14 protein-coding genes and 1 riboswitch are annotated in these 17,589 nt (G+C 36.2%); of the genes, 3 read left to right on the top strand and 11 right to left on the bottom strand.

The features are described 5' to 3' along the window. Positions 1 to 282: 282 nt before the first annotated feature. Positions 283 to 457: riboswitch (M-box (ykoK) riboswitch) on the bottom strand. Positions 458 to 676: 219 nt separating this feature from the next. Beyond that, a complete protein-coding gene (gene ndk, locus AB5M32_RS00575) occupies positions 677 to 1,120 on the top strand; it encodes a nucleoside-diphosphate kinase (protein WP_010719910.1) in 444 nt (147 codons plus the stop codon). Between the two features lie 113 nt (positions 1,121 to 1,233). On the opposite strand, the gene AB5M32_RS00570 is transcribed toward ndk, so the two are convergent. Further along, positions 1,234 to 2,145 (bottom strand): helix-turn-helix domain-containing protein, encoded by a 912-nt coding sequence (locus tag AB5M32_RS00570; protein ID WP_010738334.1) that lies wholly within the window; start codon positions 2,143 to 2,145, stop codon positions 1,234 to 1,236. Between the two features lie 502 nt (positions 2,146 to 2,647). Then, on the bottom strand, positions 2,648 to 4,723 hold the full coding sequence (locus AB5M32_RS00565; RefSeq protein ID WP_063626671.1) for an LTA synthase family protein: 2,076 nt from the start codon (positions 4,721 to 4,723) through the stop codon (positions 2,648 to 2,650). Between the two features lie 117 nt (positions 4,724 to 4,840). Here AB5M32_RS00565 and AB5M32_RS00560 point away from each other — a divergent pair, with 117 nt between their 5' ends. Further along, complete coding sequence (locus AB5M32_RS00560) at positions 4,841 to 5,056, top strand: hypothetical protein (RefSeq protein WP_178286687.1); 216 nt, start codon at positions 4,841 to 4,843, stop codon at positions 5,054 to 5,056. A 63-nt stretch (positions 5,057 to 5,119) separates the two neighbouring features. On the opposite strand, the gene AB5M32_RS00555 is transcribed toward AB5M32_RS00560, so the two are convergent. The 8 genes from AB5M32_RS00555 to AB5M32_RS00520 form a co-directional block, all read right to left on the bottom strand. Further along, a complete protein-coding gene (locus tag AB5M32_RS00555) occupies positions 5,120 to 5,755 on the bottom strand; it encodes a hypothetical protein (RefSeq protein WP_178286688.1) in 636 nt (211 codons plus the stop codon). A 405-nt stretch (positions 5,756 to 6,160) separates the two neighbouring features. Beyond that, the gene (locus AB5M32_RS00550; RefSeq protein WP_178286690.1) at positions 6,161 to 7,711 is read right to left on the bottom strand and encodes a bifunctional UDP-sugar hydrolase/5'-nucleotidase; all 1,551 of its coding nucleotides are present in this window, start codon (positions 7,709 to 7,711) and stop codon (positions 6,161 to 6,163) included. Between the two features lie 478 nt (positions 7,712 to 8,189). Beyond that, the gene (locus tag AB5M32_RS00545) at positions 8,190 to 9,470 is read right to left on the bottom strand and encodes an extracellular solute-binding protein (RefSeq protein WP_178286692.1); all 1,281 of its coding nucleotides are present in this window, start codon (positions 9,468 to 9,470) and stop codon (positions 8,190 to 8,192) included. A gap of 24 nt (positions 9,471 to 9,494) precedes the next feature. Further along, the gene (locus AB5M32_RS00540; protein WP_081127816.1) at positions 9,495 to 10,793 is read right to left on the bottom strand and encodes an MBL fold metallo-hydrolase; all 1,299 of its coding nucleotides are present in this window, start codon (positions 10,791 to 10,793) and stop codon (positions 9,495 to 9,497) included. Beyond that, entirely contained in the window at positions 10,777 to 11,595 is an 819-nt protein-coding gene (locus AB5M32_RS00535; protein WP_178286694.1) for a carbohydrate ABC transporter permease, read from the bottom strand. The genes AB5M32_RS00540 and AB5M32_RS00535 overlap by 17 nt, the downstream gene beginning before the upstream one ends. Continuing rightward, positions 11,592 to 12,479 carry a carbohydrate ABC transporter permease gene (locus AB5M32_RS00530; protein ID WP_010719920.1) on the bottom strand — a complete coding sequence of 296 codons (888 nt, stop codon included), beginning with the start codon at positions 12,477 to 12,479 and terminating at the stop codon, positions 11,592 to 11,594. The genes AB5M32_RS00535 and AB5M32_RS00530 overlap by 4 nt, the downstream gene beginning before the upstream one ends. After that, the gene (locus AB5M32_RS00525; RefSeq protein ID WP_178286696.1) at positions 12,479 to 13,555 is read right to left on the bottom strand and encodes an ABC transporter ATP-binding protein; all 1,077 of its coding nucleotides are present in this window, start codon (positions 13,553 to 13,555) and stop codon (positions 12,479 to 12,481) included. Before AB5M32_RS00525 ends, AB5M32_RS00530 begins: the two co-directional genes overlap by 1 nt. A 365-nt stretch (positions 13,556 to 13,920) precedes the next feature. Next, a complete protein-coding gene (locus AB5M32_RS00520) occupies positions 13,921 to 15,318 on the bottom strand; it encodes a glycoside hydrolase family 1 protein (protein ID WP_178286698.1) in 1,398 nt (465 codons plus the stop codon). Between the two features lie 396 nt (positions 15,319 to 15,714). Between AB5M32_RS00520 and AB5M32_RS00515 the strand changes: the two genes are divergently transcribed. After that, complete coding sequence (locus AB5M32_RS00515; RefSeq protein ID WP_178286700.1) at positions 15,715 to 16,140, top strand: hypothetical protein; 426 nt, start codon at positions 15,715 to 15,717, stop codon at positions 16,138 to 16,140. A gap of 742 nt (positions 16,141 to 16,882) precedes the next feature. On the opposite strand, the gene AB5M32_RS00510 is transcribed toward AB5M32_RS00515, so the two are convergent. Further along, positions 16,883 to 17,587, bottom strand: a complete 705-nt coding sequence (locus tag AB5M32_RS00510) for a deoxynucleoside kinase (RefSeq protein ID WP_010719925.1) — start codon at positions 17,585 to 17,587, stop codon at positions 16,883 to 16,885. Between the last annotated feature and the right edge of the window lie 2 nt (positions 17,588 to 17,589).

Genomic DNA, 17,589 nt, shown 5'->3' with positions numbered 1-17,589 from the left:
TAGTTGAGTAATGGAGAAAATGCTGTATTTAAAGGGGCTGAAAACAGATAGATAATAGCCTCAGCCAGCAATTTCTCTCGCATTATTTTCTTCGCAGGACTGTCATCCATTTGTTCTCATCTCCTTTAACTTGATAGAATTGTTCTTGTTTCTCTTTCGTTTTAAAAGCATCAACTTCCCAACGAAACCACCTCCATTTTTTGTTTGTTAGGATTGTTTCAACACAAAAAGACCTTTCATCAAAAATTCAGCGAAAGGTCGAAAAAGCACATAAAAAAAGCTTCTTTGATCTCATCGTTGAGTTTTGACACTGTACAACGTAAAAAGCAATTCCTTGCTTTTAGCTACCTTATGAAAAGCCTTGTCTCGACAATTCCTGTTCTACCCATTGGCGTCTCTCGACGTTTTTGGGCAGTAGCCTGTGTTTGTATAGGAGCCTCACCTAACAAATCCTATTTAGTTTTCCTTCGTAAATATAACAACTTATGCACCGATTGTCAAACTTATTTTTTGCTTTTTCCAAACATTTATGGTAAATAAATTGTTTTTGCTTGATGGGGTTAGAAAATTCTTATTGTACTTAATAGCCCGCATGTTGATCAGCTTTTTCACTTTGATTGTGGGTTTACTCAGACACCAGTATAATAAAGGTATAACAAAAAAAGGGGTGTATCAGATGGAACGTACATTGGTCATTATCAAACCGGATGGTGTCAGACGTCATTTAATTGGGCGGATCATCCAACGATTTGAAGAAAAAGGATTAGCAATTACTGAAATGAAGTTTGCAACAATGACAAAAGAACTCGCACAAGAGCATTATCATCACTTAAGCGGTCGGAGCTTTTTCGATGAATTGATTGATTATATGACCTCGGGACCAGTAGTCTATCTTGTTTTAGCTGGAGAGGATGTCATCGATATCGTCCGTAAGATGGTCGGTGCAACTAAAGCTGTAGATGCTGTTCCTGGAACGATTCGTGGAGATTATGCCTTACCTGGAACTGAAAATATCATTCATGCATCTGATTCAAGAGATGCTGCAACCAATGAAATCAATCGTTTTTTCCCATTATTCGATACAAAAAAGCAAAAATCTGAGATCGTTCATCCTGAATGACCAAACAGATTTGCTCCTACTGATAGTTGAGTGAAAGAGCAGAAAAGTACCTGACAGTTCGTTTAGTCAATGATTGTTGCAAGGTCTTTTCTACTCTTATTCACTTGTCTTACTTATTCTTGTTCTATCTTGGCAATCTGTTCAAACAGCATCATTTTTTTCTCTTCCTCTTTTATCACTTCCAAGAGTTTCTCTTCAAGACGTTTGCGCTCTTTCTTGCCTAGGGTATATTCGATGACCGTAAAAAAAGTATTCAGCTCTTTTGAAAGTGGCTCACCTAAGGCTTGTGCAATCAGCTTTCTGTAGTATTCTGTCATCAAACTTTCATAAATGATTGTTGATTTTTCTTTGTGTGCCAAACTGCGAGACATATCAAGGTTGATACTACGCGCTTTTTTGAAACGTTTTTTATCGATATAATAAAGCGTGAGATTCATTAAAAATGTAAATAAATAGTCTTCATTCAAAGAATCGGTCATTTGTCGCATTCTTTTTTTGATTTTCAAGTAATGATTGTCTAGAAATGAATCACTGAAAATATAGGGATACTTGGAAAGAATGTCTAACTCAAAATGACCATATTCCCTGATTTTCATAAAGTATTCTTCAATCGTACGACACTCATATCCTAGAAATTCTAATTGCAACTCCATTTTTCCATTCGTCTGCCAAAACATCTGTAGATTTAACATTAAATAGTATAAATCAGCTGTTTTTTTATATTGCTTTCGGTTGTTGGCGATTTCCTTATAAGGATCAAAGTTCTCTTCTTGGATTTTATTTAAAAGATGCCGACTTTTCTTCGTTTTTTTGGGTTCTTCAAGCTGATTACGTAACCATTCATATTCGGCCAAAGAAATATTTAAGCGTTCCAAGAAGGCTTTTAGTGTACAAAAAGAGATCTTCTTTACGGTATGATTTTCGATTCCTACTAGAGATGTTTTGGAACAGATTCCCTTTGCTAACTGTGTTTGTGTCAACTTTCGATTCACTCGAAGTTGCTTGATTAATTCTCCATCATACATAATTGATCGTTACCAAAACCAATAACTGAGTGAGTGCCATGTACGAAACAGTTGATCTTTCATCCTTCTTGTAACACTTCTACAACACGTATCACATGACCGTTTGTATGATAAGAAATGTTTAGCCAAAGTGTTGAAAAATAAATTAGCTGCTTGGATCTGTGCTTCTATATGTACATGTTCGTTCATTGCCAGTTGTTGTTTTGATTAAACGTTTCCCCTCCTTGTTGTTTCTGATTTTTATTCTTCGGTCAACCTATAGCTGACAAGTTTATCCTGTTTTCCTTTTCTATTTTTATTTGATTCAACTGAATTCAGCCATCATTTTTTACACCTATCCAAATTTCCTCGGATTTTTCACTTCCAAAAGAATCGCTGTAAAAAATTTGTTTCCTTCACTAATTACATACGCTAAAATAAAAAAGTTTACGAATTATATAAAAAAAACTTCCAAAAAAGTGAAAACAAATCGACTTTTTTGGAAGTTTTATCAACTATTCATTTAATTATTCTCATCTGTTTCTGCAGGGTAAAGGTTAGTCGTTGTTTTATTTCCATTTTTAGAATAAACACTCGTGGACTTGCTTCCTTTTTGTTTTTCAATGGTTTCATTTTTCTCTGCATCATTTTTATAATCATACTTTTTAGGATCAATCGTTTTAAAGTTATCTGGTACATAGAAACGTAATAGATTCTCTTGATTCAACTTATCAGATAAACTTAAAGCCGTTTTGACTTGATTCTGATCTTTTTCCACTTCTTTTTGGATACCAGCTTTTTTAGGATCAATGATTTCCCCTGTTTGGTTATCATAAGTTTTTCCATCTAAAACGGTATATTTAGGTGTCACAAAATTACCATTTCTAAAGGCAACCAACTGATCATGCTGTGGTGAAAGCAAATCTGTACCAAAATGGATATAGTCTTTATCATTGATTCCTACTAAGTGTAACAGGGTAGGTAACACATCAATTTCGCCACCATATTCATGATTGATCTCACCTTTTTTATAACCTGGAATGTGGAACATCAATGGCACTCGCTGCATTTGAGCATTATCAAAATCATCCCAAGTAGTAGGGTCTTTTCCTAAGGCTTTCGCCAAGTCTTTATTATCCGTATTGGATATTCCAAAATGATCTCCGTAGATGACAAACATCGAATTTTGATAGATACCGGATTTTTTCAAATACGTAAAGAATTGTTCCAACGATTGATCTAAATAATGAGCTGTCCGGACGTAATCATCTACTCTGCTATTGCCAGTCTTCAATGATGGGAAATTAAAATGTTTATCGTCTGTATAGTATGGCGTATGATTAGTTACCGAAAGAAACTTAGTATAGAACGGTTGTTGTAAATGTTCCAAATATTTAGCTGATTCTCTGAATAAGTCCTTATCTAAAATACCATATCCCAACGTTTCATCTGAACTATTGAAATAAGAACGATCAAAGAAGTTGTCATAGCCTAAATTTTTATACACATGATCTCGGTTCCAGAAGCTCCCGACATTCCCATGGAAAACCGCGCTCGTATAGCCTTGCTGTTGCGCCAAGATTGCTGGAGCAGCTTGGAACGTGTTATCTGAACCTAGCTCGGTAAACAAAGAACCTTGTGGTAAACCAAAAGTTCCCGTCTCTAACATATTTTCTGCATCACTTGTTTTTCCTTGTCCAACTTCATGGAAGAAATTGTCAAAGCTGATCGTTGATTGATTCTTATAGATACTATTTAAGAATGGCGTTACTTCTTGACCATCTACCTTCATATTGATTAGAAATTGTTGGAAGCTTTCTAAATGCAGGACAATGATGTTTTTCCCTTTAGCCACGCCAAATGTTGCTGGATTAGGAGCAGCATAATGATTTTCGGTGTATTTTCTCACTTCTTCCACACCATTACTACTTGCATGCGCACGAACACTACTTGTCATCCCTGTTTTGATAGCATCGTAAATAGTATAGGCATCGATTCCCAAATATTTGACGATGTAAGAACGGTCAAACGTCCGTTGCAACAATTGGGGACGATTTGCTTCACTAAGCGCTAAATTTCCTGAAAAAATCAACGCTGACAGACAAGTAACTGCGATCGCCACTGGTTTAGAGACTGCAGGACTTTTTACTGGTATTTTTTTAACAAACATCCAGATGATGAGTCCTACAAATACTAATATATCCAACCAATACAAAATGTCATGAGGTCTCATTAATGCAAAGGAACTTCCTGATAAACCTTGTGAAACTTTAGAAAAGCCTAGAATAGACTTTACGGTCACGAAATCTGTAAATTCTCGATAAAAAATAATATTCAAATAAAGCAAAAGCGTATTTAAAATATCAATGATTAAAAGAACAATCAATGCGGGTTTCAATTTTTTTATATATAATGCTAAACCAAAAAACAACAATGTCGTTGCAATTGGATTAATCCACAGAATAAAGTATTGGATGCTGCCTTCAACGCCCAATGAAAAATCAACGTAATAGGCAAAGATCGTTTTCAGCCAAAAGAAAAAACTAGCTGTCAAAACAATCAGCAAACGATTTTGGCACAATTTTTTCAAATGTGTCACAAGTATCACTTCTCTCTTTTATTTTTTTTTATTCTGCTCCTAAAAAATGAAAATTTCCTAAAAAAAGGGTTATTTTAAGATTTTTTTTAGAAATGAAGGGAGCAATTATGGATATCTATGCCAAAAAAAAGAACCCCTCAGACTAAATATGTCCATCCTGAGGAGTTTTTGTTAGCTGTTTTTGTTTTGGTTAACCTGAACTACAATAGTTCTAGTTATCGAATGAAGCAAGAACAATCAGTCAAAGATTCAGCAAAAAACAGTAACTTAGTAAAAACAAATGAACTTCCATCATTTCAAACGAATGACTATCATGCACCTTTCAGTACTTGAGCTGGAAAAGACGTGTTGCCCCATCTATTTCACAGTTTGCGTACTCTTACTAAAATACTCGTGTTACTTTGCCTTCTGTTGCTGACTTGCTTTGCCGTTTTTTGTGCTATTTTTAGTTGTACGACTCGATTGCGTCTTGGACTTACTTTGGGTCGTACTTTGAATTGTTTCCGAACGTTCAGAAGAACTTTCCTGAGTCGGCTCAACCTGAGTCGTATCAGAATTTTCTTTGACTTCTTTATTCATTTTTATCCAATCTTTCAGACGGGTACTAACAACCTCACGATTCACCTTATCTGAATAGCTGGTTATTACTTTTCCGTTCTTTAATCGAGCTAGTTTTTCTCCGTCATTGGTTAAAAGTAAGACGGTCAAATGTTTATCGTTGAATTGATATTGTCTTAACGAAATAGCACTTAAGACATCATCAATATTGATAAACTGATTACTTTCCTTGTCTTTTGGCAAATAAAGCTCTAATTCTCCCTTATCATAGTTGGCTACTATCTTGTAATCCTTCCACCAATAAGTAGAAAATTCTTTTTTAAATTTATCTACTGATTCTTTACTTGCAATGATTTTTTCTGTTTCTAGTTGAGCGATATCTGCTGTCATTTTTCCTGAAACTGCGGCTGATAAAAAAAGCAGTAAGAAAAAACCAACTAACCAAAAGAGAAGAAAAGGACGTTTTTTTCTCATACCTTTCTCCACTCCCATTCAAATTTGCCTATTCCATTATATACAAAAAATGAAGAGTAAAGACAAAAAAGTAAAAAAAGATATTAAATAACGGAATTTTTTTTATAAATAACCCATACTGATGGATCGTTTTATAAAAAAAGTTGTAACTAAATTTATAGTAAAGCAAATTTAGAAGGTTTCTAAGAACATACTTTCACCAAAAAAACGTTATAAGTACATTGAAAATAACCTGAAACTTACAACACTTGAGACTGTTAATCATTTACAACAATTACCTTTTGGATTAGTTTTGATAAACAATTTTGTTAATTGCATGCTTCGATTTATTTACCTTCGTTTTGGCTTGCTCTTTTCTTGAATAGACTTGAATAGACAGATTTCACTAATTTCTGTCCCCCTTGTTTACTTGATTACCCGAAAGTTATGATTTACTTCAGCATGAATTTGTTGATGTTTTCTTAAATAATCAGCAATCAGTTCAGTCATATCGATTTGGATTTCACGAATGATTTTATCGGCAGAGAACATGTGATAATTCCCACCACCGACCGCTCTGTACTGATTCATGACTACTTCCAGCTCTTCCTCAGGATGAATCGGTTTGCCTGCTCTGGCTAATTTAGTGATCCTTTGCCCTACTGGTTGACGTAAATCGATCTCATAATCAATGCCCTCATACATGTCATAATTATAATACTGTGGTTTAGGTTCAATGAACGCAGGATTAAATACGATCTCGCCTGATTCTATTGCCAAGAAGTTTGCTGTTTGTTCTAAGGCATCTCTTAGATCCTGCCCTGTAATTTTAAGAACTGTTAAAGTATTAGGATAAATATAATTGGTAATAATTTCTCTCATTGTAATAGTTTCATTGAATCCTTGACCTTCATTGTTGAACAGAGCCGTTCCAGAAATCGATACTCCGCTGGCAGCCATTTGCACCCGATTAATAAACTCAATATAAGGATGTTCCACGATTCGTGCTTGCATCGGATCAGTGATTTTCATGTCTCCTTGTACCTCTCCCACTGGTTGATCAAGCCATGTTTGCAATTCATTTTCTGTTTTTTGAACAAGTGAAAGAATGTCTTCATCTGCCTCGTCAGTTACTAAGGAAATCAGTTCTGCTTTTCCGTCCGAAACACGATAACCATTAACCGTTCGTTCCAAGGATAATTCGATTTTACCTAAAAATTCGCCACGATAGCCCGGTTGGATAATCGGCACACCATTTACCTTCGCAGCAATCACTCGATGTTGGTGCCCAGTAATCAACGCATCCATCCCAGCTACTTCTTGGAGTAGTTGGAAGCCTTCATTTTCGCCAGTCAATGCTTCAGTGGGTTCGCCAGTCTCTAAATCTTTCTCGAATCCACCATGATAAGCTACAACCACTATATCTGCTAATTCTCTAAGTTTAGGTACATACTGTTTCGCTGCTTCAACTGCAGAAACAAATTGTAGGTCTTTAATTGTTTCAGGTTGTTCCCAATGGGGGATATATTGCGTGGTCAACCCTAAAATCGCCACTTTGATCCCTTGTTTTTCAATAATCACATAGGGCTGTCCAAAATAAGGATCGCCTTTGCTCGTTAAAATATTAGCAGATAAGACAGGATGATGATAACTAGCGATAGCTTGTTCTAAGTAAGATAAGCCATAATTAAATTCATGATTTCCTAATATACTAGCATCCACATCCATTTCATTTAAGACATTCGTTAATTCTGAGACGTGGTGATCTTGTTGTTTTGCTAAGTAGTAACTAAAAGGTGACCCCTGAATGAAGTCACCGTTATCAATGACATAAAGAGGGTCTGGGCTAGTTTCTCTGATTTGTTTGATCCTACTGGCAATTTTTGCATAGCCATAAGGTTGTTCTTGATCCGTCGCATAGTTCGTTGGATAGATATACCCATGGACGTCACTAGTTGCTAACAATGTTATTTTCATACTTGTCTCCCATTTCATGCGACTGAACCAAAACTTGCCTCAGTCTCTTTTAGTATCTCTAAAAACGAATAAACGGTGTTCAAACATCAGCTCCTTGAAATAAGCCTGAATTTTTCAAAACATGAGAAGCTGTTTCAAAAAATTCTTTCTTATTGTCATCAGAGCTACCCGATGTTTTCACGACCTCTTGCTAAACGGCGTTCAAGAAGCAACTCCTCAACAATAAGCGATGATTTTCTAAAATATGAGGAACTATTTTAAAAAATCCTCTCTTATTCGCTCGGAGCTAAACGCTTCTCTCACAGCCTCTTGTTCACAGCGAGACAAAAGCAGCATCTTCGAAAAATAAGCCGAAATTGACCCAAAATTTGAGAAGAAAATTTCGGAAACTCCTTCTTATTTCTTGATGTTAAACACTTTTGTCTCAACCGCCTAAAGCAAACAAGCTAACGTTCTGAACGTTCTTTCGTTCGATTGTTTATTGATTCCAAGCATCTTCCAATTGAGGAACAGAATCTTTTATCAGTTTTTTCGTATCTTGATTCGTATTCGATAAAATGTTTTCCATGATCGAACGTACCTCATTATAAGCAGGATCTGCGTTTTCAATCACAGGGATCGAGAATAGATCAGAAGTAGCTGCTTCTAAATATTGTGGTACTTTTGTTTCTGTAGAATTCTTGTATTCATTACTTTCAAGAACCGATTCAACGATTGGCATATAACCAGTCATATTTGCCCAATACAGTTGGTTTTCCGGTTGCGCTAAAAATTTCATATATTCAAAAGCAGCTGTGCGTTTTTCAGCACTGGCACTACTGAACATATAGATATCCGTTCCTTGTTGCAAATTGATTTTTTCAGGACGTGGCGCAACGCCATACTCAAATTTTCCTTCAGTATCTTTTTTCACATAACCTTCTCCAGCAATCGAGCCAACAAACATTGCCACTTGTTCATTTGCAAAAGGACCTGACAAGTACTTATCCGATCCAGCAATTCGGAAATAACCATCTTTGACGCCCTCAGCATAGTAATCGATCACTTTTTGTGATTCTTTCCCATCTAAAGCTAAGTCTTTGTCAAAATCAACACCTTGATTTTTCATACCAATCGCATAGTAGTTATTCAATGAATCAAACCCAGCACCCACCACTTGCCCATCTGATTTTTCATAGATCGTTTTTGAAGCTTCTTTTAATTCTGCTAGTGTCGTCGGCACTTCAACGTTATATTGTTTTAATAGATCTGCATTGTAGAAAAGCATTTCCGTTGATTTGTTAAAAGGGATACCATATTGTTTGTCATCAATTTTAGCACCTTCTAATAATGAATCACGGATTTCTTCCTGATCCTTCCAGCCAATCGTATCATTTTCGATATATGGGTTTAAATCAACCAACATCTCATCTTGAGCAGCATTCCATAGCCATCCTGGATAAGCTTGAGTGATTGTCGGCAGATCCTTAGGTGAAGGTAATGTCGAATTGATTTTTGCTTGAAGATCCGAATATTGCGATTGATTTTGCAACTCTACCTTTATATTAGGATTTTCTTTCATGAAGTCATCTGTAAGTTTAGTTAATGCTTCTTCTTGCGCACCATTCATCGCATGCCAGAAGTTGATCGTTGTCTTTTCATTGATTTCTGTTACGATATCCTCACTTGAACTATCTACCTTTTCATTCTTTCCACAAGCACTTAACGCAAATACTGCTGCTGCAGCCACAAACACAGAAGCCCATTTTTTCATTTTCATCTTCTTTTTACTCTCCCTTTTCTCTTATAAAATAATTTGTTCGCCACGTTTTGGCAAAATTCTTTCTCCATAAGGATTGACTAATTTCTCGGGTTTTAACGTATGGATCGGCACTAACACTTTTGGTTGTATCTTGTCGATGATTTCAGCTAAATCAGCTGGAAATGCGTGTCCAGACAGCGATAATCGAACAAATTCAACTTGCTTTTCAGCTAAAATCTTTAAAAAGACAGCATATTGTGGATCAAAATCTCCCAATGGTTGGGCATCACTATGAATGTATAAACCTCCTCCTTGCAAGTTTTCTATATTATCAACGACTTGCCAAACAAAAGTTGTTTCATCGTTGCGTAAAACTTCGTAGGGATATTCTAATTCTGACTGAAGAATCGGAATGACTGGACTATCCGTTAAATAGTAATAGGGCACATCCATTCCTAGAACTTCTTTCATTAATGCAGCCATATTCGCTTCTAAAACCATCGTTCGCGGGGATTGTTTCACCAGCATTTCAAAGCGTTTAAGGTTTGCTGGGTACCCATTGAAAGTAATTTGACGATTAGGATATTGATCGACCAGTTCACAAAAGCGCTGAACTAGCTCTTCTTCCGTAGCAATTGGCGTTTGTTCGCTTATTTCTCGGTCAGGAAAACTGATGCTGACGCCTTCCATCATCAATAAGTCAGTCTGAAATGATTTTTGACAAAACGTTTCTGTCATTTGCCGGTCATATCCATGAAGACGCAAGTCACCAGTGTAAGTCAAGAATCGGTCAGGCGTTTTGATTAGTAAAGCAGCTGCACCATACGCATCATGATCGACTGGTAGAATCTCCACACTGATTTCTCCAATCTGAACAGTTTCATAAGGAGATAACCCATTCATTTCACGTACAAACCCTTCTTTTTCAAAAGGAGAAGGAATCAAGAAATCATTGTTTCGATGAAGGGAATGTAAGATTTGCTTCGTTTCATTTAAAGTGTATAAAGGAATTGCTGGATCAAGATAATTGATCATTTTTGAATGATCCAAATGAGCGTGAGATAAGAAAACGGCTGTATGCTGATACGGCTCTCTTTCTCCTGCTTGTATGTGCTGTACTTGATCAAACAGCCTTGGATCATATAATCCATTCAAGTCAGGAATCAATCGATGTTCAAGCAATGTATTTAAAGATTCATCAGCTAAGTCTAATTCTGGACGGTACTCTGTGCCAAAATCAAAAAAGATGTGTGAATCGCGGTAGGCAACTTCAATGATCGTTCCACCGATCGTTAAGATTCCACTATGGAAAGTAATCACTGTTTTATCCTTTGATTCCATTTTTCGCCACTCCTCGTATAATTTCTTTTCTAAAAATCAAATAAATAATCAAAATCGGGATAACTGTTAACGTCGCCGCCGCCATTTGTAAATGAACGTCACTCCCACTTTCAGAGGTAAAAGCAGCTAAACCATTATTTAACAGGCGGAATTTTTTCTCGTTCGTCACAAGCAGTGGCCATAAAAATGAATTCCAACTTGAAATAAACGTCAAGATACCCACCGTGACTAATGCTGGTTTAGACATCGGCACTAAAATTTTCCAAATATACTCTAGATCACTGGCACCATCGATTTTAGCTGCTTTATAAAAGGTACTGGAAATACTCTTTAAATACCCGTTCAAATAATAAATATAAAAAATACTGGTCAAGAAAGGAATGATCAATGCACCATAGCTGTTTAGTAATCCCATTCGTGAAATCGTATTATAATTCGTAAAAATAATGGACTCATAAGGAACCATTAGTAATGAGATCATGATCCCGATAATCAATTTTTTAAAACGAAATTCCAGACTTGTTAACGCAAAAGCCGCTAAAACAGATGTGATGACTGTAGCGATCGTAGTTACTAACGAAACAAAGACGGTATTGAAGAAATAACGTAAAAATGGTGCTTTTTCAAATACCTCCGTATAATTTCCCCATTGAAATGATGTTGGCAGTAAGGTTGGTGGAATACTCGTTGCCTCACTATATGTCATCAACCCAGCTAAAATCATATAAATAAATGGAAAAATCGTTACGATCCCTAAAATTCCGATAAATAGCAATGAGAGTCCTGTAACAACTTTTTTCATCCTCTTCTCCCTACTTTCTTCAACAATTTATTTTGAATAAATGTGATCAGTAAAATGACGAGGAACAAAATGACCGTCGCCGCCATAGCGATCCCTGGTCGACCAGCGATGTGGAATTTATCGTAAATATAAAAGACCGCTGTCGTAGCACTTTTGGCGATCCCTGGCTGCCCACCAAACAAAGCATAGACTTGAGTATAGACTTTAAACGCTCCGATGATATTGACAGTCAACAAGAAGGTGATCGTTGGGATCAATTGAGGAAACGTGATCCGACTAAAAATCTCCCAAGCATCTGCTCCAAACATTCGAGCGATTTTATAATGCTCTTCGTCAATATTTCTTAAACCAGCCAATAAGATAATGATATTGAATGCGAGACTGGTCCAAACCCCAAAGATGATCAACGTTGTCATACTCATCGAAACATTATCTAACCAATTGATTGATTCAAATCCTAAAAAATTCAGCAAATAATTAATGAGCCCATAGGACCCGTTGAAAAAATAGCGAAAGACGATCCCGATAGCAATCGTACTTGTCACATAAGGCATGAAAAAAATCGTTTCAAAAAAAGTCTTATGTTTCACTTTTTCAAAGATCACCCAAGCGATTCCCAGTGAAAGGAGCAATGAAATAGGAACAACTGTAAAAGCAAACAATGCGGTGTTTCTTAATGCTTTGATAAAGACTGGGTCTGACAACACACGCTGATAATTCTCAATTCCTGCAAATTGTTGATTGATTAAGGAGCCTTTTTGAAAGCTCATCGCTAGTGAACGGAACAACGGATAAATACTGAACAAAACAATAATGACCAATGATGGCAGTAAGAAGAACCAAGCTTTCGGTTGATTTTCTGGATCATATGCTTTTTTGAACATTAGTACACCCGCTCCCCTTCTTCATCGAAAAGAAACATTTTATGGTACTGGAAATCAAAAGAGAGTACCGTATCTTCTTCGATGAGCTTTTCAATACTAACGATCGATTTCAGATGTTTCGCAGCGAGCGAAAAATTCAAAATCTGTTCACGTCCGATCAATTCAACTCCAGAAACTTGTACTTCGAACAATCCGTTAGTCGTTGGAAAAACGTCTTCTGGTCGAATCCCTAAGATATATTTTCCATCCACTAATGGTTTTCTTAATTGAGCGGATTCCAGTTTCGTCAGAGGAATTTGAAAATCCGTATGGCTGATTTTCCCTTCACGAACATTGACCTCGACCGGTAACGTATTGATGATCGGGTTACCGATAAAATTGGCAACAAACAGGTTAGCCGGGTCTAAGTATAAATTCTGCGGAATATCATTTTGTTGAATCACACCTTCATTCAGTAAAATGATTTTGTCACTAATCGAAAGTGCTTCTTCTTGATCATGCGTCACAAAAATCGTAGTGATTCCAACTTCTTTTACCAAACGACGAATTTCTTCTCGTATCTTTAATCGCAAGCGTGCATCCAAATTACTTAAGGGCTCGTCTAATAATAAAACTTCTGGTTTCTGGACTAAGGCTCGTGTAATAGCCACACGTTGTTGTTGTCCACCTGATAAAGTCCCTGGTTTTTTATCTTGGAGTTCTTCGATATTCGTTAGTTTCATATATTCCTGTGATATTTTTTTAGCTTCTGCTTTTTTGATTTTATTTTCGCCAACCGTCAATGGAAACATAATATTCTCAACCACAGTCATATGCGGGTATAAAGCATAATTTTGAAATACAAAACCAATATTCCGATCTTTCGGTTCCGTTCGTACCACCGACTCTCCACTAAAACGAATGTCCCCATGACTAGGGCTTAATAACCCCGCAATCAAATTCAAAATCGTTGATTTTCCACAACCACTAGGGCCAAGCAAACAAACCAAATCCCCTTTTTCGATTTGAAAATCAACAGACTTCAGTGCTTCAAACCCATTATCGAATACTTTCTTCAGATTGATAACCTCAATCATTTTTCATAGCCCCTCACGTAATAAAATTTCTTTTTACAGGTGTTAATAATTTCTACCTTATAATCAATGCTAACGCTTCTATGTGTAGATTGATTTAATTCTGTGTAAATATCTTGAAAAGAAAACCATCTGCTTACACTTCCTCCAAAAAAGATAACGTTCGTATTTTAACCATATAGAAACGGTTACAATTGATAAAAACTAAAAAAATCACTTAAAAAGCATACTTACTTTATAAAGATATCAAATAACATTCTTTATTTATATACATTCAAAAGCGTTTTCATTGTATTCTAATTTTTCAAACAAACAAAAATATTCCTCTTGACCGTTTATTAAACGGAGCAAGAGGAACGTTGACTTTTTTATATTGTAAATTGGTTGGTATCAGATAGTTTTTTAAACCAGTGACCAGATTTTTTGATCGTCCGTTTACCATCATTCGCTAAATCAACGGAAATAAATCCATAACGATTTTTGTAAGCATTGGTCCACGACCAGTTATCCATACACGTCCACATATGATACCCCAAGCAATTAGCACCTTCTTCGATTGCTTGATGAACATATTTTAGATGTTCTTGGACAAATTCAATGCGATAATCATCGTGGATCATCCCATCTTCTTCGATAAAACGTGCTTCATTTTCAACACCCATACCGTTTTCAGAAATGAAACAGTCAATATTACCATAATGGTCTCGAACATTGATTAAGATATCATAAATTCCCTTTTCATAAATTTCCCAACCACGATAAGGATTCATTTTACGATTTGGCATTTCATAATTATCAAAATAATCTTCTGGCATTGGTCCATTTTCATGATCAATCGGTGTTTCTTTCGCTTTGACTCTTCTTGGTTGGTAATAATTGATCCCTAATAAGTCAATGGTATTTTCTTTAATGATCGCTAAGTCATCTTCTTGCATCGCTGGTACCATGTCTAATTCTTTCACAATGGCGATCAATTCTGGTGGGAACTCACCTTTAACTGCTGGATCAAGAAACGAACGATTAAAAAAGGCATCAGCTAATTTAGCTGCTTTGACATCTTCTGGGTTGTTTTCATCCCGAGGATAGCTTGGTGTTAGATTCAAAATGATTCCGATTGAGCCATCTAATGCCATGGAATGATATGCTTTGACGGCTAATGCAGAAGCCAGCGCTTCATGATAGCCTACTTGGATCGCCTTTTTCATATCGGACTCTTCCGGGTAATGCCAACGGTAAAGATACCCAGCTTCAACTGGCACGATTGGCTCATTATGTGTAAACCATTTTTTGATTTTCGTCCCAAATAATTCAAAACAAATCTTAGCATACCTTTCATACGCTTCAACCGTTTCCCGATTGAGCCATCCGCCTTTTTCTTGCAAAGGCATCGGCATATCAAAATGATATAAATTCACAAATGGTTCAATGCCATTAGCGATCAATTCATCGAAATACGCATGGTAAAAATCAACAGCTTGTTGGTTCACTTCGCCAGTCCCTTCAGGAATCAGGCGACTCCATTGGATCGAAGTACGAAAACTATTGTGTCCAGTTTGTTTCATTAATTGAACGTCTTCTTTATACTTCGTGTACACTTGTGATGTTTTTTCAGGACCTACTTGATCAAAGAACTTTTCTGGTTCTTGGCTAAACCAATAATCAAAAATATTCTCTCCTTTACCATCGCCAGCAACACGACCTTCTGTTTGCGGGCCACTTGCGGCTGATCCCCACCAAAAATTACTTGGAAATTGATAATTTGTCATCCACTCACACCTTCTATTAAAGAGTTCAGTTTATTTGCTAAATAATACTTGTTCCCTACTCAATATAGCAAACGTTTACACCAGTTACAAGTTAATTTAGCAAACGTTTTATTTAGTTGAAACGACTCGTACACCCCTACTTCATTTGCTGTACTAAGCAAACCAGTCCTTTTGAAGGGGAGTTGACATCTGTAAAGAAATGAGATTGAATAGAAGAGACATAAACACCTTTTTTCAATGGAATAGACAAAAGCTAGTATTCCTAAATCTTATAATAGAAGCTATACTAATTTATTAGTCACAGTAAACGCAACGACAGAAACCCAGCCAACTTGGTTGACTAGCGGATTCACACCGTTTGTAGTTAAAGCTGTATCATACAATGGAGGAAATATTTTGAAGAAATTAGTCATCATGGTTCTTTCGCTTGTCAGCTGTTTTACTTTATCAGGATGCAGCCTATTCGGTAGATCTGGTAACTCAGCAGACCAAACGACAGATTCATCGACTCTACAAGCTGAAAAAGAGGATATCAGTAACAGTAACTATTCATTAAAAGTCCGCAAAGACATGAATTTAGTCAGTGGGCAAATCATTTTTAGCGATCATAAAATGGAATGGACACGTATCTATACAGGAACTGAAAAAGATACCGCAAGTACTTCTCAAGAAAAAACAGTACTTAATGATATCAAGATCAAGACCGAAGCAGACACTTATACCATCTCTGGTAAAGAAGATGGTAAAGAAGTATCCGTTACCTTCAAAAAGATCGGAAACTACCGAATCGAAGATCAGGACGGAAATATTTATAGTTTGTAAAAGACCTAAAAAGACCGACTTGACCTGATCAGTAAAGGAAAAACTTTTAGAACAGCTTTTATTTTTGAAAAAACTTGCAACTGTTCTGGCTGTTTTCTTGTCACTTCGTACAAAAAAACGAGAGCTGACATGGCTCACTCGCTAGGAATTAACCGGAATTAAGAGAAATTGTTAATTTCTCTTAATTTTTTTGTTTCTGCCATTTCTTTCTGGTATATTGGGTAAGCACAATGTGATAAAGGAGAAAAAAATGAGTATATTTGATAGTCATGATTATTGTACTTGTACAACCAGTAAAAATATTCATACCGAATTTAGTGATCAAGGAAGCTTAAGTATTTGCGATCACTGTCATAAAACTGTAAAAGATTCATTTAAGTCATTTGAATCCTATACGAAAGAAAGACATGTGGATGTTTTAACTGTTAAATAAAGTCTCGGCCTTATTTTGTATAAGTATGGCAGGATACCAATAGGTCAAAAGATTTGAAGATGTCAAAAGACACGTTCAAATCTTTTGATCTATTTTTACTATCTTTTTCACTTAGCCAAAAACAGCTTTTTCCTTGATAAATTGATTACTATCGAACTGTGTTCTTTCGAATCATGTCTTTTCAGGAACCGCTCTATCAAAAACAAGCTGAAAAACCGCCAAATCGTTTCGACTATCTTGGAGGTTTTCCAGCTTGTTTCTTAAAATGAACGATGTCATCATCTTTTTAAAATGGAACATTATGACTGTTTACTGACCCAGTCCTTGTCCTTTTGCATGTTGATTCTCAGTAAAGTATTTCCCTGCCTCTACATCGCTTAATTCTGCTAATTTTTGTTGGATTTGTTCAATGACCTCTTTTGCATGTTCTGGCTTCTCAACAAAATCGAAGCGGTCACCATCGATTTGAATCTTCGGACAAACATCAAAATCTTCATACCATTGATCATAACGTTGGTTTAAAGAGCGATAATAGTCATAAAGTGTCTCATCACTTTCCAGCTGTTCATAATCACGACCCCGTTTTTTGATGCGATCCAACATTGTATCCAAGGACACTTTGATATGAACCATCAAGTCTGGACGTTTCTTAGGCGCAACATCGTCTAACTCGTTAAGCATCGTATCTAATAAATTATCATATTGTTGCACTTCAATATCGGTCACTCGACCTAGATCTGCATTTAAATGAAATAGCAGGCTATCTTCATAGATCGAACGGTCTAACACGTTATCATCATCCACTAAAGCATTTTTCATCGCTAAAAATCGTTTATTCAAAAAGAAAATTTGCAATAAAAAAGCATACTGTTCTGGATTTGAATAAAAAAGTGGTAACACTTCATTGTCCTCAACACTTTCATAAAATGGTTTTGAGTCGATTTCTTTCGCAAGCATATCTGTCAAACTGCTTTTTCCTGCACCAATCGTTCCTGAAATTAATATCACTGACATGC

This window comes from Enterococcus sp. C57 (genome assembly GCF_040887305.1).
Lineage (GTDB): Bacteria > Bacillota > Bacilli > Lactobacillales > Enterococcaceae > Enterococcus_B > Enterococcus_B hirae.
This window is presented reverse-complemented; position numbering and strand designations above follow the sequence as displayed.